Here is a 20,724-nt window from a genome sequence, read left to right on the forward strand (position 1 = left end):
CCAGAAAGATTCACAATTTGCGCGCGATAATATCACACTTGATTTGTTACGCACGGTTCCACCAGCCACTTCTTCCAGCTGGCCGTTACCTGAGCACGTTCATGAACAAAACAGTCCAGCGCCACGTGCCCCGGCTGCTCCTGCAATGCCAGGTGATGAAGTTCATCGCGCAGCGTGGTGTAAGCGCGGGTTAAGGCCTGGGCCTCCTGCTCGTCCATGATGTCGTTTTGCGCCAGCAGCTCCAGAATGCGCACATTATCGGACCAGCGCGTCAGCTTCGGCTTGTCGTGGGCGTGCAGCAGCACCAGATACTGGGTGATGAATTCAATATCGGTAATCCCGCCCTCGTCGGCTTTAATATCAAAGCGATCGCGGTGTTTATTCCCGAGGTGCGCGCGCATTTTCTCGCGCATTTCGCGCACTTCCGTTTGCAGCGTGCTGCCATAACGCATGGTAGTCATAACCTCCTTGCGGATGACGTCAAACTGCGTTTTGAGCTGCGGATCGCCATAGACCACGCGAGCGCGCACCAGCGCCTGATGCTCCCACGTCCAGGCTTCATTCTTCTGATAATCGGCAAACGCGTCCGTTGAGGTCACCAGCATACCCGCCGCGCCGGACGGGCGCAGGCGCGCATCCACTTCATACAGAATCCCCGACGAGGTGCGGGTGCTGAACAGGTGCATGATGCGCTGGGCCAGGCGCAGATAGAACTGACGCCCGTCAATCTCGCGCTCGCCGTCGGTCATCACGTCCGCCGGGCAGTCGTGCAGGAAAATTAAATCCAGATCGGAGCTATAGCCCAGCTCCCAGCCGCCCAGCTTGCCGTAACCAACCACCGCAAACCCTCGCCCCTCACGGTCAGCAAGGTGTTTCGGCTGGCCGTAGCGCGCCACCATCTGCACCCACGCCTGATGGACAACCGCATCAATAATCGCTTCCGCCAGCCAGGTTAAGTGATCGCTCACTTTCATCACCGGCAGCGTACCGGCGATGTCCGCCGCTGCGACGCGCAGCATCTGGGCCTGCTTAAACTGACGCAGCGCCTCCAGCTGTTGCTCTTCGTCCTCTTCCGGCACGCGCAGCAGATACTGGCGCAGCTCGTCCCGGTAGGCGTCCGTCGCCGTTGGCTGATACAGCGTGTTCGGGTCGAGCAGTTCATCCAGCAACAGCGGGTAGCGCGCCAGCTTGTTGGCCACCATCGGCGACGCGGCGCAGAGGGAAATCAGGTGCTTCAGCGCCCCCGGAAACTCGCTCAGCAGCTCAAGATAGGTGGTGCGCGTGATAATCCCGCTCAGCAGCGGCATCATGCGCGACAGCGGCACCGGCGCGTCCTCACGCGAGCAGACCTCGCTCAGCAGGTGCGGCATCAGATGATCCAGCACCTGACGACCGCGCGGGCCGATGGCGCGCTTGTTCAGCTCCAGACGGAAATCAGCAATTAAGGCCACCACGCGATGGCGGGCATCGTCGCTTAAGTGCGCCAGCACCGGCGTGGTGTCATCTTCCTGAAGCGCGTCCTGCCACAGTTCGCGCCAGTGCTCGGAGAGCGCATCGTCCGGCGATTCACTTTCGTCGTCGCCGATCAGATCGTTAAAGATGCGGCGCACGCCTGCCATATGGGCATCCAGCCGTTCGGTCAACGTTGACCAGTCGTCCACGCGCATGCCCCAGGCCAGACGCGCCCGGTTAAGGTCATCGCCCGGCAGGGTCTGGGTCTGTTCGTCGTTGATGCTCTGCAGCAGGTTTTCCAGACGGCGCAGGAACAGATAGGCCTCGCGCAGGGTTTGCGCGTCGCCGTCCGGCAGCAGGTGCAGCTGCTCAATGGCGCTCAGCGTCGGCAGCAGCGAGCGGGACTGCAGCGACGGCTCGCGCCCGCCGCGGATCAGCTGGAAAACCTGAACGATAAATTCGATTTCGCGGATGCCGCCCGCGCCAAGCTTGATATTGTCCTTCAGCCCACGGCGGCGCACCTCGCGGGCGATCATCCCTTTCATATTTCGCAGGGACTGGATCACGCTGAAGTCGATGTAGCGGCGGAACACAAACGGGCGCAGCATGGCGCGCAGCTCGTTGGCGTAAGCGTCGTCGCTGTCGCCCATGATCCGCGCTTTGACCATCGCGTAACGTTCCCAGTCGCGTCCTTGCTCCTGGTAATAATCTTCCAGCGCGGCGAAGCTCAGCACCAGCGGACCGCTGTCGCCAAACGGGCGCAGGCGCATGTCCACACGGTAGACGAAGCCGTCCTGCGTCGGCTGGTCCAGCGCTTTAATCAGACGCTGGCCAAGGCGGGTAAAGAACTGGGCGTTGTCCAGCTCGCGACGCCCGCCGCGCGTGGAGCCGTTCTCCGGCCAGGCAAAGATCAGATCGATGTCGGAGGAGAAGTTCAGCTCGCAGCCACCCAGCTTGCCCATTCCCAGAATTAACAGCGGTTGCGGAACCCCTTCTTCGCTGCACGGCGTGCCCCACTCTTTACAGCAGACAGCATAGAGCCAGTCCCGCGCGGCGACGATCAGCGTCTGCGCCAGCTCGCTCAGCTGCTGCAAGGTGCTCTCTTCGCTCACCAGCTCCAGCGCCTGCGCCCAGGCAATGCGCACCATTACCCGGCGGCGGAACTGACGCAGAACGCGCATCAGCGTGGCCTCATCCGTTACATCTGCCAGCGCGGTGTGCAGCCAGCTGGCATAATGCCGCCACTCGTCAGCCTGCGGCGGCGCGCTTTCCAGCTCCGCCAGCCATTCCGGGTTAGCGCTGACGCTTTCCTGCACAAAATCACTGAACGTGAGCACGCTTTTCGCCTGCTCGCTTAACGATGACGCGGGTAACGACTCGGGCAGACGTTCGCAAACGGTCTGCCAGTGCTGCTGTAACTGCGAAGAAAGCGGCATATCAGGGGTTCCTTGCCAGAATTAACGTTTTCCGCTGTGCAGCCAGTACGGATCCTGCGAAATGGCCTCGTTGCGGAAATGCTCGATCTCAATCTGCTGACGGGTCTCAATGGCATGCTTAAGCCCCTGCCAGTTCTCCAGCCAGGCCTGCGCCTTCACGCCCTCATACGCACCGGACAGCAGCAACATACTGTCGATGTTACGCGCCAGACGGGGAAGCTGATCGCCGTACTGGTCGCCCAGCGGGTGTGCGAAGGTGGTTCTCAACTCGGCGGCGTGGCGGGAAAGATGGATATCCGCGAAGCGTTTGAAGTTATCCGCGATTTTGGTCTGCGCTTTTGCATCCAGGAAGGTGCGCCAGCCGCGCGTCACCAGAAATTCGGTCAACGCCAGTTTTGCCGCGGCATTTTGCGGGCTGTAAAGCGCGGTTTGCGCCGATACGTCGGAAAGCAGCAGCGTCTCGGTTTGGGTCAGCAGATCGCGTAAGTGAGCGCTTGCTTTACGCGGTACGATACCGCCAAACAGCGTCAGGGTATGACGCACCAGGCCAATAGCGGCCAGCACCTGTTTTTTGGCATTTTTCACGTTACGCGCCCACAGCTCCTCGTGGTACTGCCACTGAGAAAGCGCCAGCTCCAGCGCCGCTTCCATGCCCTGTTCAATGCTGGCTTTCGGCACGACGCGCAGAATAGGGGTCTCTCGCAGCACGCGTGGCGCATTTCCGGCAGCCAGGTGGTAGCCGCGCGCCGCTTTGCTCAGGCTGCCCTGACGTAACCCCGGCTGACTTACCAGCTTACGCGCCAGCTTCAGCACATCGCTCGCCTCCCCTTCAAGAAGTTCCAGCTCCAGCTCACAGATCGGTTCCAGGCTCTCACCCGCCTTCACCTCGCCTAAATCCAGCGCGATCTCAATGCGGCTCTTGCCTTCCGTCACCAGCCATTTCTCGCGAGCGAAATCGGTGCTGAACAGCGGCTGCACCTGTGTTGCCAGCGTGGCGGGCAGTTCGCCTTCCGGCCAGACTTCCGCCGGGAAACGTTCCAGCTCAAGTTCTGGCTTACTGATGTCGATATTATATTCCGGGCGCTGATGCAAACCGCCGACCACGCGGCCGGCGATTTTCATCGTCATCTCGTAGCGCCCGTGTGCGCCGCGGATGCGCAGCCCCATATCGTGGTTGCGCAGCCAGTTGTCCGGCGTTTCGTAGTAGATGTTGAGCAACTGTACGGGTTCATGGTGCTCGCCGGAGAGCGTATTCAGATGCTGACGGAGCGCGTCAACGCTGTCTTTTTCGACGATAAATTTTAATTCGATTTCCTGAGCCATAGCCTTGTACTTTTGCGGGCGTCACAGACGCGTCAATGAGGGCGAACTTCCTCGCCATTTATTTGTCAGTACATAGTATTTTGCGCCAAATTGCCATGCAATGAGCAATTTGTCGGGCGTAAATGTGTAGAGTCGTGACACAGATGATTCTGATTGCTGACGAATGCTTTGCGTAGAGACACTGTTGCCACTACTATCGTTCCACTATTTATGAAAATAACGACTAATGATGCTTAAATTACGCCTGATTGGACTTACTTTACTCGCTTTTAGCGCCGCAACCGCAGTGCACGCTGAAGAGAAGCGTTACGTTTCTGACGAACTGAACACCTGGGTACGCAGTGGCCCCGGAGATAATTATCGCCTCGTGGGTACGGTGAATGCCGGCGAGGAAGTCACCCTGTTACAGACCAACGCGGAGACCAATTACGGTCAGGTTCGCGACAGTTCCGGCCGTACCTCCTGGATCCCGATGAAAGAGCTGAGCACCGTGCCAAGCCTGCGCACCCGCGTGCCGGACCTGGAAAACCAGGTGAAGACGCTGACCGACAAGCTGAACAACATCGACGGGACCTGGAACCAACGCACCGCCGAAATGCAGCAGAAAGTGGCGCAGAGCGACGGCGTGATCAACGGTCTTAAAGAAGAGAATCAAAAGCTCAAAAACGAGCTGATCGTCGCGCAGAAAAAAGTGAACGCCGCGAACCTGCAGCTTGATGACAAACAGCGCACCATTATCATGCAGTGGTTTATGTATGGCGGCGGCGTGTTGGGCGTAGGCCTGGTGCTGGGCCTGGTCCTGCCGCATCTGATCCCAAGCCGCAAGCGTAAAGACCGCTGGATGAACTAATTCGTCTTCTCTGCCAGACTTACGTATTATCTTGCGAAAAGAGAAAACGGGAGTGTTGGGCGTGAAGAGTTATCTGGTCGGTGGTGCGGTACGTGATGCGTTGTTAGGTCTGCCGGTCAAAGATAAAGACTGGGTGGTGGTGGGCGCCACTCCGGAAGAGATGCTCGACGCGGGCTACCAGCAGGTAGGCCGCGATTTTCCCGTGTTTCTGCACCCGAAAAGCCGGGAAGAGTACGCCCTGGCGCGTACCGAGCGGAAATCCGGTTCCGGCTATACGGGCTTCACCTGCTACGCCGCGCCGGATGTGACGCTCGAGCAGGATTTGCTTCGCCGCGATCTCACCATTAACGCCCTGGCCCAGGACGAAAACGGCCATATCATTGACGCCTACGGCGGGCAGGATGACCTGCGCGACCGTCTTTTGCGTCACGTCTCCCCGGCATTTTCTGAAGATCCGCTCCGCGTTCTGCGCGTGGCGCGTTTTGCCGCGCGTTACGCCCATCTGAGCTTCCGTATTGCCGATGAGACGATGGCGTTGATGACGGCCATGACCGAGGCGGGAGAACTGGAACACCTGACGCCGGAGCGCGTCTGGAAAGAGACGGAAAATGCCCTCACCACCCGCAACCCGCAGGTCTTTTTCCAGGTCCTGCGCGACTGCGGCGCGCTGAAGGTGCTGTTCCCGGAAATCGACGCGCTGTTTGGCGTCCCCGCGCCGGCGAAATGGCACCCGGAAATTGATACCGGCGTGCACACGCTGATGACCCTGAGCATGGCAGCCATGCTCAGCCCTGACGTGGACGTGCGCTTTTCCACCCTGTGCCACGATCTCGGCAAAGGCTTAACGCCGAAAGAGTTCTGGCCACGCCACCACGGGCACGGCCCGGCAGGGGTGAAGCTGGTCGAGGGACTATGCCTGCGCCTGCGCGTGCCGAACGAGATCCGTGACCTGGCGAAACTGGTGGCCGAGTTCCATGACCTGATCCACACCTTCCCGATCCTGAAGCCCGCCACCATCGTGAAGCTGTTCGATAATATCGACGCCTGGCGCAAGCCGCAGCGCGTCGAGCAGATTGCGCTGACCAGTGAAGCCGACGTTCGCGGCCGTACCGGGTTTGAAGCGTCCGATTACCCGCAGGGGCGTTTGCTGCGCGAAGCGTGGGAAGTCGCAAAAGCGGTGCCAACGAAAGATGTGGTTGAGGCAGGGTTTAAAGGCCCAGAGATTCGCGAGGAGCTGACGAAACGCCGGATTGATGCAGTAGCGGCGTGGAAGGAAAAACGTTGCCCTCAGCCGAAAGAGTGAGGGCAACCCGTCATCAGAAGAAGACCACGTACACCGCAGCAGCGACGATAAAGCGGTAGATCGCGAACGGAATGAACGAGATACGCTTAATCAGCTGCAGGAAGGTTTTGATGGCAATCAGCGCCACGATAAACGCGGTGATGAAGCCGACGGCGAACATCGGAATGTCGCCAGCCGTCAGGAAGTGATAGCTTTTATAGACATCAAGCACGGTGGCGCCCATCATCATCGGCACCGCCAGCAGGAACGAAAACTCGGAAGCCGCGTAACGGCTTACGCCCATCAGCATCCCGCCTGAAATGGTCGCACCTGAACGGGAGAAGCCCGGCCAGAGCGCCAGACACTGGAAGCAGCCAATCATAAACGCCTGGCGATAGGTCATATCGTCCAGACCTTCCGCACGCGGGGTTTTTGGCTTCAGCACTTCCGCGGCAATCAGCAGGAAGCCGCCCACCACCAGCGCGTACATGACGTTAATCGGGTTAAACAGCGATTTAATGGTGTCGTGGAATACCAGCCCCAGCACCACCGCCGGGACCATCCCGAGCAGGATATGAATCAGCGTCAGGCGGCCTTTGCCCTCACCTTCGCGCTGCGGCAGCCGGCCAAAATGAATGCCGATCAGGCCAAACAGACGGCGCCAGAACATCACCACCACCGCCAGAATCGAGCCCAGCTGAATCACCACCTCAAACGTCTTTGCGGTATCGCCTTCAAAGCCCAGCAGATGGCCAACGATAATCATATGGCCCGTACTGGAAACCGGCAAAAACTCCGTCAATCCTTCGACCACACCCAGTATTGCCGCCACCAGCAGCGAGTGCATATCGCTCATCTATAAACCCCTAAAAAAAGATATAAAAAACGGTGTCCACGCGGACAACCGTGAAAGATACAGCCTTAAGACCGATATAACCTAAAATGGTTTAGCAATTATGACGTTAAATCTTCCCTTTCAGATTTGTGCCACGCTCGATAATCACGCCCACATTGGCCGCGCGCGCGACCGCACCCGGCTTGCTCAGCTTGATGCGTACCCACGGTGAGTTGAATTTGGTCAGCAGCAGTTCCGCCACCTCCTCCGCCACGCGTTCCACCAGCGCAAAACGTTGTCCTTCCACGTGGCCGATGACCGCTTCGCTGATGTCGGCATAGCTCAGACAGTCATTCACGTCATCGCTTTTTGCCGATTTGCGGTTATCCCATCCCATTTCGATATCGAACACCAGTTTCTGCTCGATGGTCTGTTCCCAGTCGTAAACACCAATTGTGGTGATTACCGAAAGTTGCTCTATAAATACAATATCCATCACGACCTGCCTGCTTTTTGGCTAAACCGGATACCACTTCCGGCGAATTATGCGTATTATCCACAGATGCTGAGAATACAGATACATTTTCAAAACGGAACAGCGTTATGAGTGCAATCGCGCCTGGAATGATCCTCCTCGCCTATCTTTGCGGCTCAATCTCCAGCGCCATTCTGGTCTGCCGCATTGCCGGGTTACCTGACCCGCGTGAAAGTGGTTCCGGGAATCCGGGAGCAACCAACGTGCTTCGAATTGGCGGCAAGGGAGCAGCCGTAGCGGTTTTGATTTTTGATGTTCTGAAAGGGATGCTACCCGTCTGGGGCGCCTATGCGCTGGGCGTTACGCCGTTCTGGCTCGGTCTTATCGCCATCGCCGCCTGCGTCGGCCATATCTGGCCCGTTTTCTTTGGTTTTAAAGGCGGAAAAGGCGTTGCGACGGCCTTCGGTGCGATTGCACCTATCGGCTGGGATCTCACCGGCGTAATGGCCGGGACGTGGCTGCTCACCATTCTTCTGAGCGGCTACTCGTCGCTGGGCGCTATCGTCAGCGCGCTGATCGCTCCGTTCTATGTCTGGTGGTTCAAACCCCAGTTCACCTTCCCGGTGTCAATGCTCTCCTGCCTGATCCTGCTGCGCCATCACGACAATATTCAGCGCCTGTGGCGTCGTCAGGAAACCAAGATCTGGACTAAGCTCAAGCGCAAGAAGAAAGACGCTAAATAAAGCGTTCGTTATGCCTTATAACCAAATGTGATTTTGGTCACCTTCTGCCTGTGGTAACTGTTAGAGACACAACACAACCACACAAAAAGAAAAATGGCAGAAATCACAGATACAACTCCCCTTTCAACGGCAGGAAGCGCCCCGGATGGCGACATCCAGTGGGTGCGCAGCGCATCGGACGTTTCACGTCTGGTTAACGACGGTTCTCAGGGCCGGGCCAACGCCCGTATCGTGGTGGGTATCGCGCTGGGCGGTATTTTTCTCGACGCCTACGATCTCGGCGCGCTGGCGTTTGGCATCAAGGACATTACCCGCGAATTCAATTTAACTCCCGCAGGCACCGGCATGGTAGCGTCGGCCATTACCTTTGGCGCTATCGTTGGGGCGCTGCTCGGCGGTTACCTCACGGATAAAATCGGGCGCTACCGCGTTTTTATGGCTGATATGGTGTTCTTCGTAGTGGCAGCCATCGCCTGCGCGCTGGCCCCGAACGAATATGTGCTCGCGGGCGCCCGCTTCGTGATGGGGCTCGGCGTGGGGATCGATCTTCCCGTGGCGATGGCGTTCCTGAGTGAGTTCGCCAGGCTGAAAGGCCCGGGAAATAAGGCCTCCAGCGTCGCGATGTGGTGCCCCACCTGGTATGCCGCCATCAGCGTCTCCTACCTGCTGGTGCTGTTCTTCTACGCCGCACTGCCGGAAAGCCACAGCGACTGGCTGTGGCGTTTGATTCTCGGCTTTGGCGCGGTGCCCGCGCTGGTGATTATCGCCATCCGCAGCCGCTATATGAGCGAATCTCCGGTCTGGGCGGCGAATCAGGGCAACCTGAAGGAGGCGGCGTCGATTTTACGCCAGTCCTATAACATCAATGCCCACGTGCCGCAGGATGCGCTCAGCCAGCCTGCACCTGTGGTGAATAAAGCGAAATGGTCGAACTATCTGAACCTGTTCCGCGGCATCTACTTACGCCGCACGACGCTCGCCACGCTGCTTTCCGTCGTCTCGTCATTTGCCTATAACGCCGTGGCGTTTGGCCTGCCGGTGATCATCTCCAGCTTCTTTGTGCAGTCGATGCTCACCACCATTCTCATTTCACTGGTGCTTAACCTGCTGTTTGCCTTCGTCGGCGGACTGCTGGCGGTACGCTACGTGCCGCGCTTCGGCGCCTGGCGGATGTCGCTTGCGGGTTATGCCTGCCAGCTTGTCGCATTGCTTGGCCTGGCGCTGATTGGCCGCCCTGAAGGCGCTTCTGAAGGGGTGCTTGCCGTCGCGATGCTGGCGCTGTTCCTGTTCGGTCAGGGATTTGGCCCGGGCGCGCATACCATGACGTTCGCCTCGCTGAGCTACCCGACCTCGCTGCGCGGCGTGGGCGTAGGCCTCAACCAAACGCTGATGCGCAGCAGCTCCACGCTGTCGCTGTTCCTGTTCCCGCAGCTGGTTGCGTCTCTCGACACTGCCGTGTTCTGGGTGATTGCGCTGGCGCCGTTTATCGGCCTGGCGTCGCTGCTGGCGATCCGCTGGGAGCCGTCCGGCTATGACGTGGATGCGGAGGACTACCGGTAACGACACATCGCTTCGGTGGGTTCACCCCCACCGAAGGGTTTTTACAAATCGTCGAGCAGCGTCCGGGAGAGTTTTTTTAGCATTTCAAGCTCATCATCACTCATCCGCATGCTGCAGCGAATCTGGTCCGGCAGCGCCATCACCCGTTTTTTCAGTTCTTTCGCCTTATCGGTCAGTACGACACTTTTCATCCTTTCATCCCCCACAACCGCGATACGGTTGAGGAATCCTTTTGCCTCAAGCTTCTGAACCAGCGGGGTCAATGTGCCTGAATCAAAATAGGTCTTATCGCTGAGATCGCGAAGCGGGATGTTGTCTTTCTCATAAAGCGCCATCAAAACAACAAATTGCGGATAGGTCAGATCCATCTCCTGCAGCAGGGGGCGATACTGGCGCACGAAGGCATTGGTAACCGAGTACAGCGAGAAACACAGCAAATCATCTAATATTTTGTTTTCTTTCATTTTTCTATCAACCTGAATCTGTTGTCTAAAAAAAATTATAAATAATGTTTGACCAAAAGTATCTTGTGCGCAAGTATTACACCAACAACTAAATAGCGCACTACTTACATATCCAATCAAATACGTTAAAAGAGGTACCACCATGAAAACATTAACCGCCATTCTCGTCTCTTCCGTCTTCGCGTCAGCAGCGGCATCCGCCCAAACCATCAATACTCCGGCCCCGACCGCAGGCGTACAGGCGTTTCTTAATGTCCTGAACTCTGGCAAAGGGAAACCGATGGAACAGATGACCCCGCAGGAGGCCCGCCAGGTACTGATCGGCGCACAACAAGGTGCCAAACTGCCGCCCGCTCAGGTTTCTGAGAAAACGATCCAGGTAAATGGCCAGGCCATAAAACTGAAAATAGTGAAACCTGAAAACGCCAGCGGCGCGCTCCCCGTCTTTATGTTCTTCCACGGTGGCGGTTGGGTGCTGGGTGATTACCCAACCCACGAACGCTTGATCCGCGATCTGGTTCGCGCATCAGGCGCCGCTGCGGTTTACGTCGATTACACCCCGTCACCTGAAGCCCATTTCCCGGTAGCAATCAATCAGGCCTATGAGGCGACAAAATGGGTAGCCGAGCACGGCCAGGAAATCGGCGTGGACGGTAGCCGTCTGGGTCTGGTGGGTAACAGCGTGGGCGGCAACATGGTGGCTTCCGTGGCGCTGCAGGCCAAACAGTTCAATGGGCCAAAGATTCGCTACAACGTCATGCTCTGGCCGGTTACCGATGCGAACTTTGATACTGCCTCGTATAACCAGTTCGAAAATGGCTATTTCCTGTCAAAAAACATGATGAAATGGTTCTGGGATAACTACACCACCAGCGCTGCCGATCGCAACAATATCCTTGCCTCTCCGCTTCGCGCCACGAGTGCACAGTTGAAAGGCTTCCCGGAAACGCTGATTCAGACAGCTGAGCTGGACGTTCTGCGGGATGAAGGTGAAGCATTCGGGCGTAAACTGGATGCAGCTGGCGTCCCGGTGACCGTCACGCGCTATAACGGCATGATCCACGACTACGGCCTGCTTAACCCGCTGAGCCAGGAGCCGACGGTTAAAGTCGCCCTTGAGCAGGCAGGTGCAGCATTGCATGAACACCTGAAATAGGATCGTCATGCTTCACGCTGAGCACGGCCCCGGGCCGTGCTTTTTTATTTCCTCTATCCATAAGCGACTCATATGACAGCCTTCATTTCCGCCAGGGCATACTGAAACGACCCCGATGGTGAGCAGATGGATGCAGCATGTTAGCAGCTCAGGTCACTGATAATACGTATAAAGGCTGGCAGGCGTCGCTTGCCCTGCAGTTTTGTCACGCCCCTGAGAAAACCCTCCTGCACTCCGCTCACCACGTCGGGCCGCTTACGGTTCAGCGGCCGTTTTACCCTGAAGGGGAAACGTGCCACCTTTACCTGCTGCACCCTCCCGGCGGCGTCGTGGGGGGCGATACGCTGGACATTTCCGTTCGGCTCGATGCCAAAAGCCACGCGCTTATCACCATGCCCGGCGCCAGCAAGTTCTACCGCAGCCGCGGCCCGCAGGCGCGTCTGAGCCAGCACTTTTACCTTGATAACGACGCCACGCTGGAGTGGCTGCCGCAGGACACCATTATCTTCCCCGGCGCGAACGCCGCGCTGCGCTCCGTTTTTCACCTGAAGGCCTCCAGCACGCTGCTGGCGTGGGAGCTGTACTGTCTGGGTCGCCCGGTTATCGGTGAGACCTTCAGCCACGGCACGATGGAGAGCCGCCTTGAAATCTGGGTCGACGGCGAGCCGCGCCTGATTGAGCGCCAGCATCTTAGCAACGGCGATCTCACGCCCGTCGGCGGGCATCCGTGGATCGGCACGCTGCTGTTCTATCCGGCCCGGGAAGAACATCTCGACACGGTGCGCGCGCTGCTCGCCCCGCTGGAAAATTATGCCGGGGCGACGCTTACCGATGACCTGCTGTCGGTGCGTTTTCTCTCCCACGACAACCTGATTTGCCAGCGGGTGATGCGCGACATCTGGCAATCGCTTCGCCCGCTTCTCACAACCAAAACCGCCTGTTCGCCGCGCATCTGGCAGACATAAGAGAAACGTTATGGAACTGACTCCCAGAGAAAAAGACAAGCTGTTGCTGTTCACCGCCGCGCTGGTTGCCGAACGCCGCCTCGCGCGCGGGGTAAAGCTCAACTACCCGGAATCGGTCGCGCTGATCAGCGCCTTCATTATGGAAGGCGCCCGCGATGGCGAAACCGTCGCCTCGCTGATGGAGGCGGGCCGCCACGTCCTGAGGCGCGATCAGGTGATGGAGGGCGTCCCGGAAATGATCCCGGATATTCAGGTGGAAGCCACCTTCCCGGACGGTTCCAAGCTCGTCACCGTCCACAACCCGATCGTCTAAGGAGCGCGTGATGATCCCAGGTGAATATCAGATCCAGCCCGGCACTATTGCGATCAATGTCGGGCGAGAAACCCAAAGCGTGATTGTCGAAAACCACGGCGACAGGCCGATCCAGGTCGGCTCGCACTACCACTTTTACGAGGTCAACCCGGCGCTGAAGTTTGACCGGGAAACCACCAAAGGCTATCGGCTGAACATCCCGGCGGGTACTGCCGTGCGCTTCGAACCCGGCCAGAAGCGGGAAGTGACGCTGGTTCAGGTGACGGGCGCGCAGCGCATTTTTGGCTTTCGCGGCGAGGTGATGGGCGAGGTGAAACATGGCTGACATTTCACGCCAGGCCTATGCCGACATGTTCGGCCCCACCACCGGCGATAAGGTCCGGCTTGCAGACAGCGAGCTGTGGATCGAAGTGGAGGACGATTTCACGGTCTACGGCGAAGAGGTCAAGTTCGGCGGCGGGAAGGTGATCCGCGACGGCATGGGCCAGGGACAGATGACCGCGGACGGCTGCGTGGATCTGGTTCTCACCAATGCGCTGATCGTCGATCACTGGGGGATCGTGAAGGCCGATATCGGCGTGAAAAACGGAAGGATCTTTGCCGTCGGTAAAGCCGGGAACCCGGACATTCAGCCTGGCGTGACGATCCCGATTGGCGCGGCAACGGAAGTGATTGCCGCCGAGGGGAAGATCGTCACCGCCGGGGGGATCGACACCCACATCCACTGGATCTGCCCGCAGCAGGCGGAAGAGGCGCTGGTCTCCGGCGTCACCACCATGATCGGCGGCGGCACCGGACCGGCGGCGGGCACCAACGCCACCACCTGCACGCCGGGGCCATGGTATATCGCCCGCATGCTGCAGGCTGCCGATACGCTGCCGGTGAATATCGGCCTGCTCGGCAAAGGTAACGGCTCCAACCCGGATGCCCTGCGCGAGCAGATCGCCGCGGGCGCCATCGGGCTGAAGATCCACGAAGACTGGGGCGCGACGCCTGCGGCGATCAACTGCTCGCTGGAAGTCGCGGAAGAAATGGATATTCAGGTGGCGCTGCACAGCGACACGCTGAACGAGTCCGGGTTTGTCGAAGACACGCTGGCAGCTATCGCCGGGCGCACCATCCACACCTTCCACACCGAAGGCGCGGGCGGCGGCCACGCGCCGGATATTATCACCGCCTGCGCGCACCCGAATATTCTGCCCTCTTCCACCAACCCGACCCTGCCCTACACGGTGAACACCATCGACGAGCATCTCGACATGCTGATGGTCTGCCATCACCTCGATCCGGATATCGCCGAGGACGTGGCGTTTGCCGAATCGCGCATTCGCCGGGAAACCATCGCCGCGGAAGACGTGCTGCACGACATCGGCGCGTTCTCGCTCACCTCGTCAGATTCACAGGCCATGGGCCGCGTCGGGGAAGTGATTATCCGCACCTGGCAGGTGGCCCACCGCATGAAGGTCCAGCGCGGCGCGCTGCCGGAAGAGACGGGCGAGAACGATAACTTCCGCGTGAAGCGCTATGTCGCCAAGTACACCATTAACCCGGCGCTCACCCACGGCATCGCCCACGAAGTCGGTTCGATTGAGGCGGGCAAGCTTGCGGATCTGGTGGTCTGGTCTCCGGCGTTCTTCGGCGTCAAGCCCGCCACCATCGTCAAGGGCGGGATGATAGCCTGTGCGCCAATGGGTGATATCAACGCCTCGATCCCTACGCCGCAGCCGGTGCATTACCGTCCGATGTTTGGATCGCTGGGCGCCGCGCGCCACGCCACACGGCTGACGTTTATCTCGCAAGCCGCCAGTGCGAACGGCATCCCGCAGCAGCTCAACCTACAGAGCGCCACCGCGGTGGTGAAAGGCTGCCGGACGGTGAAAAAAGCGGACATGATCCACAACGGTTTACAGCCGAACATCACCGTCGACTCACAAACCTATGAGGTGCGCGTCGACGGCGAACTGATAACCAGCGAACCGGCCGACGTTCTGCCGATGGCGCAACGCTATTTCCTGTTTTGAGGAGTAATGATGATCTATTTAACCCAACGTCTGGACCATGCGCACCCGATCACCGCCAGCGTCACGCTGCCGATTGACGTGCGGGTGAAAAGCCGCGCCCGCGTATCGCTGAACGACGGGCGCGAAGCCGGGCTGATGCTGCCGCGCGGCCTGCTGCTGCGCGGGGGCGACCTGCTGACCACCGACGACGGCAGTGAGGTGATCGAAGTGATCGCAGCGGCTGAGTCCGTCTCCGTGGTGCGCTGCACCGACCCGTTCCTGCTGGCCCGCGCCTGCTACCACCTGGGCAACCGCCACGTGCCGCTGCAGGTCACGCCCGGCGAGCTTCGCTATCACCACGACCACGTTCTCGACAACATGCTGCGCCAGTTCGGGCTGGACGTAACCTACGCCAGCCTGCCATTTGAACCGGAAGCGGGCGCGTACGCCAGCGATGCCCACAGCCACAGCCATTCTCACGCTCATTCACATTAAGGACTCCTCATGCGCAAGTATTTACCGCTGTTTCTGCTGGCCGTTTCCGTACCGGCGCTCGCCCATCCCGGCCACGGTGCCGACAGCTTTCAGGCCGGCTTTCTCCACCCGCTAACCGGGCTCGATCACCTGCTGATGTTAGCAGGCGCCGGCGTGCTCTCGGCGCTGAGCGGCCGCAAGCTCCTGCTGCCGTTTGCCACCCTCGGCATGATGCTCGTTGGTGCCATTGCGGGCAGCCTGCTCGGCGGCTTTAGCGGCATGGAGATGCTGATTATCGCCTCGCTGGCGGTCTGCGGCGTGATGATGTTTAAAACTGAAAACCGTCTGCTGCTGGCGGTGCCTGCCCTGGCGATGTTCCACGGCTGGGCGCACGGCGTGGAGATGTCCGGCCACAACTTCTGGCTCTTCACCAGCGGCTTTATGTTCGCCAGTGCCACGATGCTGTGCGCCAGTTTCGCCGCAGGGCTGCTGCTTCGCCGTCACGACGGCCTGCGTAAAACCTTCGGCGGCGGGCTGATCGTCTCCGCCCTGCTGGCGCTGATGAGCTGATGGAGCACGCCCGCCAGAGGCTGCGCCTGATGCAGCTCTCCAGCAGCAGCCTGCCGGTCGGGTCGTTTACCTGGTCACAGGGGCTGGAGTGGGCCGTTGAGGCGGGCTGGGTAACCGACGCCGGGGCCTTTAAACGCTGGCAAATTCAGCAGATGGATCAGAGCTTTTTCTGCGTCGATCTGCCGCTGTTTATCCGTCTTTATCAGGCCTGTGAGCGTAGCGATCTTACAAGTGCAAAACGCTGGACGGCATACCTGCTCGCCTGCCGGGAAACGCGCGAGCTGCGCGAAGAGGAGCGCAACCGCGGGGCGGCCTTTACCCGTCTGGTTAAAAGCTGGGAGCCGGACTGCCCGGCAGAGTGGCTGTCGCTGTTTGCGCAGAGCCAGCTCTGCGGCATGGCGTGGCTTGGCGTTCGCTGGGGCATTGGCGCGCATGAGCTGGCGCTGAGCCTCGGCTACAGCTGGATAGAGAGCGCGGTGATGGCGGGCGTCAAGCTGGTGCCGTTTGGGCAACAGGCCGCGCAGCAGCTGATTATCGAGCTGAGCGACCACTACGCCGCTGGTTTTGAACAGGCATTTTTACGTCGCGACGACGCGCTGGGGGCAGCAACGCCGCTCTCCGCCATCGCCTCCGCGCGCCACGAAACCCAATATTCACGACTATTCCGTTCCTGAGGAGTCAACATGGCTGATTACAAACATCCCCTGCGCGTGGGCGTGGGTGGCCCGGTAGGGTCGGGAAAAACCGCGCTGCTGGAAGCGCTCTGCAAGGCAATGCGCGACACGTATCACCTGGCGGTGGTGACCAACGATATCTACACCAAAGAGGATCAGCGCATCCTCACCGAGGCGGGCGCGCTGGAGCCGGAGCGCATCGTGGGCGTAGAGACGGGCGGCTGTCCGCATACTGCCATCCGCGAAGATGCCTCAATGAACCTGGCGGCGGTGGAAGCGTTGAGCGAGAAGTTCGGCAATTTGGATCTGATCTTCGTTGAAAGCGGCGGCGATAACCTGAGCGCCACCTTCAGCCCGGAGCTGGCGGATCTGACCATCTATGTGATCGACGTTGCCGAAGGGGAAAAAATTCCGCGCAAGGGCGGACCGGGGATCACCAAATCCGACTTTTTGGTGATAAACAAAACCGACCTCGCGCCGTACGTGGGGGCGTCGCTGGAGGTGATGGAGCGCGATACTAACCGCATGCGCGGCGAGCGTCCCTGGACGTTTACCAATCTTAAAGCGGGAGACGGTTTAGCGACGATTATTGCGTTTCTGGAAGAGAAAGGGATGCTGCGGATGTAGTTGTAAATTTCCCTCTCCCCTGTGGGGAGAGGGTCAGGGGGATTACGCCTCCGGCAGTTCCGCCAGCGGCCAGCGCGGACGCACGGACACGCTCAGGTCGGACGTTGCACCCGCATTCAGGCGCACCATTCCGGCGTAAGCGATCATCGCGCCGTTATCGGTACAGAATTCCGGACGCGCGTAGAACACTTCCCCGCGGCGCTTTTGCATCATCTCGGCGAGCTTCGCGCGCAGCGTGCGGTTAGCGCTGACGCCGCCCGCCATCACCAGACGCTTAAAGCCGGTCTGATCCAGCGCGCGCTTGCACTTGATCATCAGCGTGTCCACCACCGCATCTTCAAACGCGCGGGCGATATCGGCGCGGGTCTGCTCGCTGTCGTCGTTATTACGGATGGTATTCGCCGCGAAGGTTTTCAGCCCGGAGAAGCTGAAATCCAGCCCCGGACGGTCGGTCATCGGACGCGGGAAGACAAAGCGCCCTTCCGTTCCCTGTGACGCCATTTTCGAGAGCATCGGGCCGCCCGGGTAATCGAGACCCAGCAGCTTGGCGGTTTTGTCGAAGGCTTCACCGGCGGCATCGTCGATCGACTCGCCCAGCAGCTCGTACTTGCCAATGCCCGTTACGCTAATCAATTGGGTATGCCCACCCGAGACCAGCAGCGCCACAAACGGGAATTCAGGCGGATTTTCTTCCAGCATAGGTGCCAGAAGGTGCCCTTCCATATGGTGAACCGGAATGGCCGGAACATCCCACGCGAAGGCCAGCGACCGGCCAACCGTCGCGCCAACCAGCAGCGCACCGACCAGGCCCGGCCCCGCGGTATAGGCCACGGCGTCAATATCGGTTGAGCTTAATCCGGCCTCTTTCAGCGCCGCCTGAATCAGGGGAACCGTTTTACGCACGTGGTCACGAGAGGCCAGTTCCGGCACGACGCCGCCGTAGTCAGCGTGCAATTTCACCTGACTATACAGCTGGTTGGCCAGAAGCCCTTTTTCGTCGTCGTAAATGGCGATGCCGGTTTCATCGCAGGATGTTTCAATACCCAGTACACGCATGACTTGTTTTACCTCGTTTCAATACCGCGCAGTGTAGAGCCTGGGCGGGTTGATGTAAAACTTTGTTCGCCCCAGGAGGAAGGCTCGTGTATACTCCTCACCCTTATTAAAGTCCCTTTCAAAATCGCATCGGTGCTTTACAAAGCAGCAGCATTTGCAGTAAAATTCCGCACCATTTTGAAATAAGCTGGCGTTGATGCCAGCGGCAAACCGAATTTATTAAAGGTGAGAGTTACATGCCGGTAATTAAAGTACGTGAAAACGAGCCGTTCGACGTAGCACTGCGTCGCTTCAAACGTTCATGCGAGAAAGCAGGTGTTCTGGCTGAAGTTCGTCGTCGTGAGTTTTATGAAAAACCAACGACCGAACGTAAGCGCGCTAAAGCTTCCGCTGTGAAACGTCACGCGAAGAAACTGGCTCGCGAAAACGCACGCCGTACTCGTCTGTACTAATCTCTTGAGGGTCAACACCCTCAATTGACAGACAGAGTAGTAGTCGTAAGGCCGTGCTTCCGGAAGGAATGCGCGGCTTGTTTTCGTTTATAAGTCGCTTAAATTTTTGGGGCATATGGCCGGAAGAATCCCACGCGTTTTCATCAATGACCTGCTCGCCAGAACCGACATCGTCGATCTCATCGACGCGCGGGTAAAGCTGAAAAAGCAGGGCAAGAACTACCATGCGTGCTGTCCGTTCCATAACGAAAAAACCCCCTCCTTCACCGTAAACGGTGAAAAGCAGTTTTACCATTGCTTCGGCTGTGGCGCACACGGTAATGCCGTCGATTTTTTGATGAACTACGACAAGCTCGAGTTCGTTGAAACCGTCGAAGAGCTGGCGGCGATGCATAACCTTGAAGTGCCGTATGAAGCAGGCAGTGGGCCAAGTCAGATCGAGCGCCATCAACGGCAAACGCTGTATCAACTGATGGATGGCCTGAATTCGTTTTACCAACAGTCTCTTAAGCACTCTGCGGCTGAGCCTGCGCGTCAGTATCTGAACAAGCGCGGACTGAGCGACGATGTGATTGCGCGTTTCGCTATTGGTTACGCCCCGCCCGGCTGGGACAACGTGTTAAAGCGTTTTGGCGGCAATAGCGAAGATCGTAAATCTCTCATCGACGCAGGCATGCTGGTCACCAACGATCAGGGACGAAGCTACGACCGCTTCCGTGAACGGGTGATGTTCCCGATCCGCGACAAGCGTGGCCGGGTGATTGGTTTTGGTGGTCGCGTGCTGGGTGATGCCCTGCCGAAATACCTCAACTCTCCGGAAACCGATATTTTCCATAAGGGCCGTCAGCTTTACGGTCTTTATGAGGCGCAGCAGGATAACGCGGAACCTCAGCGTCTTCTGGTCGTCGAAGGCTATATGGACGTCGTTGCGCTGGCGCAGTACGACATCAACTACGCGGTTGCGTCGCTAGGTACGTCCACCACCGCCGATCATATTCAACTGCTGTTCAGGGTGACCAACAACGTCATCTGCTGTTACGACGGTGACCGCGCTGGACGCGACGCCGCCTGGCGAGCGCTGGAAACCGCGCTGCCGTATATGACCGACGGGCGTCAGCTACGCTTTATGTTCCTGCCCGACGGTGAAGACCCGGATACGCTGGTGCGTAAAGAGGGCAAAGCGGCGTTTGAAGCGCGGATGGAGCAGGCTCAGCCGCTCTCCACGTTTTTGTTTAACAGCCTGATGCCGCAGGTTGATTTGAGTACCCCTGACGGGCGCGCGCAGCTCAGTACGCTGGCGCTGCCGTTAATCAGCCAGGTGCCCGGCGAAACGCTGCGCATCTATCTGCGTCAGGAGTTAGGCAACAAGCTCGGCATTCTGGATGACAGCCAGCTTGAACGTTTAATGCCTAAACAGGCTGAAAACGGCACGGTTCGCCCCGCGCCTCAGCTAAAACGCACAACCATGCGTATACTGATAGGGTTGCTGGTACAAAACCCCGAGCTCGCGCCGCAGGTGCCGTCGCTGGCGGGTTTGAACCACGAAAAATTGCCCGGGCTTGGCTTATTTTCAGAACTGGTCAACACGTGTTTGTCTCAGCCAGGTCTGACCACCGGACAACTTTTAGAACATTATCGCGGCACAAAAGAGGCCGCTACCCTTGAAAAATTGTCGATGTGGGACGATATAGCTGATAAGGACATTGCAGAAAAAACGTTCACCGACTCGCTCAACCATATGTTTGATTCGATGCTTGAGCTGCGCCAGGAAGAGTTGATAGCTCGCGAGCGCACGCACGGCTTAAGCAGCGAAGAACGCCGGGAGCTCTGGATGATTAACCAGGAACTGGCGAAGAAATAAGTCAAAGACAACAGTATTTAACGGCTTAAGTGCCGAATATCGATCGGGAAGCCCCCGGCAGCCGCACTGAGAGGCAGCGGCAAAAATATAAGTACGCCCTCGCTTTAAAGGTTGGCAGCCCCATCGCCGACACCAATCAAACGAATTAAGTGTGGA

21 protein-coding genes are annotated in these 20,724 nt (G+C 58.7%); 15 read left to right on the plus strand and 6 right to left on the minus strand.

The features are described 5' to 3' along the window. Positions 1-32 precede the first annotated feature (32 nt). On the minus strand, positions 33-2,888 hold the full coding sequence (glnE, locus tag AB8818_RS11950; RefSeq protein WP_192982727.1) for a bifunctional [glutamate--ammonia ligase]-adenylyl-L-tyrosine phosphorylase/[glutamate--ammonia-ligase] adenylyltransferase: 2,856 nt from the start codon (positions 2,886-2,888) through the stop codon (positions 33-35). A gap of 21 nt (positions 2,889-2,909) precedes the next feature. Then, the gene (locus tag AB8818_RS11955; RefSeq protein WP_116342104.1) at positions 2,910-4,211 is read right to left on the minus strand and encodes an inorganic triphosphatase; all 1,302 of its coding nucleotides are present in this window, start codon (positions 4,209-4,211) and stop codon (positions 2,910-2,912) included. A 229-nt stretch (positions 4,212-4,440) separates the two neighbouring features. Here AB8818_RS11955 and AB8818_RS11960 point away from each other — a divergent pair, with 229 nt between their 5' ends. Then, positions 4,441-5,061: a TIGR04211 family SH3 domain-containing protein gene (locus tag AB8818_RS11960; protein WP_028014457.1), complete on the plus strand. Its 621-nt coding sequence runs from the start codon at positions 4,441-4,443 to the stop codon at positions 5,059-5,061. 61 nt (positions 5,062-5,122) lie between these two features. Then, positions 5,123-6,364 (plus strand): multifunctional CCA addition/repair protein, encoded by a 1,242-nt coding sequence (locus AB8818_RS11965; RefSeq protein WP_116342106.1) that lies wholly within the window; start codon positions 5,123-5,125, stop codon positions 6,362-6,364. A 13-nt stretch (positions 6,365-6,377) separates the two neighbouring features. Here AB8818_RS11965 and bacA read toward each other — a convergent pair whose 3' ends face one another. Next, positions 6,378-7,199, minus strand: coding sequence for an undecaprenyl-diphosphate phosphatase (gene bacA / locus AB8818_RS11970; protein WP_163329704.1), 822 nt, complete (start codon positions 7,197-7,199; stop codon positions 6,378-6,380). Positions 7,200-7,305: 106 nt separating this feature from the next. Next, on the minus strand, positions 7,306-7,674 hold the full coding sequence (gene folB / locus AB8818_RS11975) for a bifunctional dihydroneopterin aldolase/7,8-dihydroneopterin epimerase (protein ID WP_116342110.1): 369 nt from the start codon (positions 7,672-7,674) through the stop codon (positions 7,306-7,308). Between the two features lie 107 nt (positions 7,675-7,781). Here folB and plsY point away from each other — a divergent pair, with 107 nt between their 5' ends. Both plsY and AB8818_RS11985 read left to right on the plus strand, forming a co-directional pair. Continuing rightward, the gene (plsY, locus tag AB8818_RS11980; protein ID WP_061097029.1) at positions 7,782-8,396 is read left to right on the plus strand and encodes a glycerol-3-phosphate 1-O-acyltransferase PlsY; all 615 of its coding nucleotides are present in this window, start codon (positions 7,782-7,784) and stop codon (positions 8,394-8,396) included. Positions 8,397-8,489: 93 nt separating this feature from the next. Continuing rightward, the gene (locus tag AB8818_RS11985; RefSeq protein WP_192982730.1) at positions 8,490-9,956 is read left to right on the plus strand and encodes an MFS transporter; all 1,467 of its coding nucleotides are present in this window, start codon (positions 8,490-8,492) and stop codon (positions 9,954-9,956) included. A gap of 41 nt (positions 9,957-9,997) precedes the next feature. Here AB8818_RS11985 and AB8818_RS11990 read toward each other — a convergent pair whose 3' ends face one another. After that, the gene (locus AB8818_RS11990) at positions 9,998-10,420 is read right to left on the minus strand and encodes a MarR family winged helix-turn-helix transcriptional regulator (RefSeq protein WP_192982733.1); all 423 of its coding nucleotides are present in this window, start codon (positions 10,418-10,420) and stop codon (positions 9,998-10,000) included. 142 nt (positions 10,421-10,562) lie between these two features. Between AB8818_RS11990 and AB8818_RS11995 the strand changes: the two genes are divergently transcribed. The 9 genes from AB8818_RS11995 to ureG all read left to right on the plus strand — a co-directional run bounded on the left by AB8818_RS11995 (position 10,563) and on the right by ureG (position 17,199). After that, entirely contained in the window at positions 10,563-11,576 is a 1,014-nt protein-coding gene (locus AB8818_RS11995; RefSeq protein ID WP_166712376.1) for an alpha/beta hydrolase, read from the plus strand. Positions 11,577-11,713: 137 nt separating this feature from the next. Then, complete coding sequence (locus AB8818_RS12000) at positions 11,714-12,541, plus strand: urease accessory protein UreD (RefSeq protein ID WP_192982736.1); 828 nt, start codon at positions 11,714-11,716, stop codon at positions 12,539-12,541. Between the two features lie 10 nt (positions 12,542-12,551). Next, positions 12,552-12,854, plus strand: coding sequence for an urease subunit gamma (locus tag AB8818_RS12005; protein WP_006811999.1), 303 nt, complete (start codon positions 12,552-12,554; stop codon positions 12,852-12,854). 10 nt (positions 12,855-12,864) lie between these two features. Beyond that, positions 12,865-13,179, plus strand: coding sequence for an urease subunit beta (locus AB8818_RS12010; protein WP_192982739.1), 315 nt, complete (start codon positions 12,865-12,867; stop codon positions 13,177-13,179). Further along, positions 13,172-14,875, plus strand: a complete 1,704-nt coding sequence (ureC, locus tag AB8818_RS12015; protein ID WP_166712382.1) for an urease subunit alpha — start codon at positions 13,172-13,174, stop codon at positions 14,873-14,875. Before AB8818_RS12010 ends, ureC begins: the two co-directional genes overlap by 8 nt. Positions 14,876-14,884: 9 nt before the next feature. Beyond that, positions 14,885-15,349: an urease accessory protein UreE gene (ureE, locus tag AB8818_RS12020; RefSeq protein WP_192982853.1), complete on the plus strand. Its 465-nt coding sequence runs from the start codon at positions 14,885-14,887 to the stop codon at positions 15,347-15,349. A 9-nt stretch (positions 15,350-15,358) separates the two neighbouring features. Further along, the gene (locus AB8818_RS12025; protein WP_192982741.1) at positions 15,359-15,898 is read left to right on the plus strand and encodes a HupE/UreJ family protein; all 540 of its coding nucleotides are present in this window, start codon (positions 15,359-15,361) and stop codon (positions 15,896-15,898) included. Next, entirely contained in the window at positions 15,898-16,572 is a 675-nt protein-coding gene (locus AB8818_RS12030; RefSeq protein ID WP_192982744.1) for an urease accessory protein UreF, read from the plus strand. The genes AB8818_RS12025 and AB8818_RS12030 overlap by 1 nt, the downstream gene beginning before the upstream one ends. A gap of 9 nt (positions 16,573-16,581) precedes the next feature. Continuing rightward, positions 16,582-17,199, plus strand: a complete 618-nt coding sequence (gene ureG, locus AB8818_RS12035; RefSeq protein WP_023298635.1) for an urease accessory protein UreG — start codon at positions 16,582-16,584, stop codon at positions 17,197-17,199. 42 nt (positions 17,200-17,241) lie between these two features. Here the strand turns inward: ureG and tsaD are convergent, their stop codons facing one another. Beyond that, a complete protein-coding gene (gene tsaD / locus AB8818_RS12040; RefSeq protein WP_024906472.1) occupies positions 17,242-18,255 on the minus strand; it encodes a tRNA (adenosine(37)-N6)-threonylcarbamoyltransferase complex transferase subunit TsaD in 1,014 nt (337 codons plus the stop codon). 236 nt (positions 18,256-18,491) lie between these two features. Between tsaD and rpsU the strand changes: the two genes are divergently transcribed. Beyond that, complete coding sequence (rpsU, locus tag AB8818_RS12045) at positions 18,492-18,707, plus strand: 30S ribosomal protein S21 (protein ID WP_001144069.1); 216 nt, start codon at positions 18,492-18,494, stop codon at positions 18,705-18,707. A gap of 115 nt (positions 18,708-18,822) precedes the next feature. Further along, entirely contained in the window at positions 18,823-20,568 is a 1,746-nt protein-coding gene (gene dnaG / locus AB8818_RS12050) for a DNA primase (RefSeq protein WP_192982747.1), read from the plus strand. Positions 20,569-20,724 lie beyond the last annotated feature (156 nt).

The organism is Enterobacter sp. KB-280D8, assembly GCF_041399405.1.
GTDB lineage: Bacteria > Pseudomonadota > Gammaproteobacteria > Enterobacterales > Enterobacteriaceae > Enterobacter > Enterobacter cloacae_N.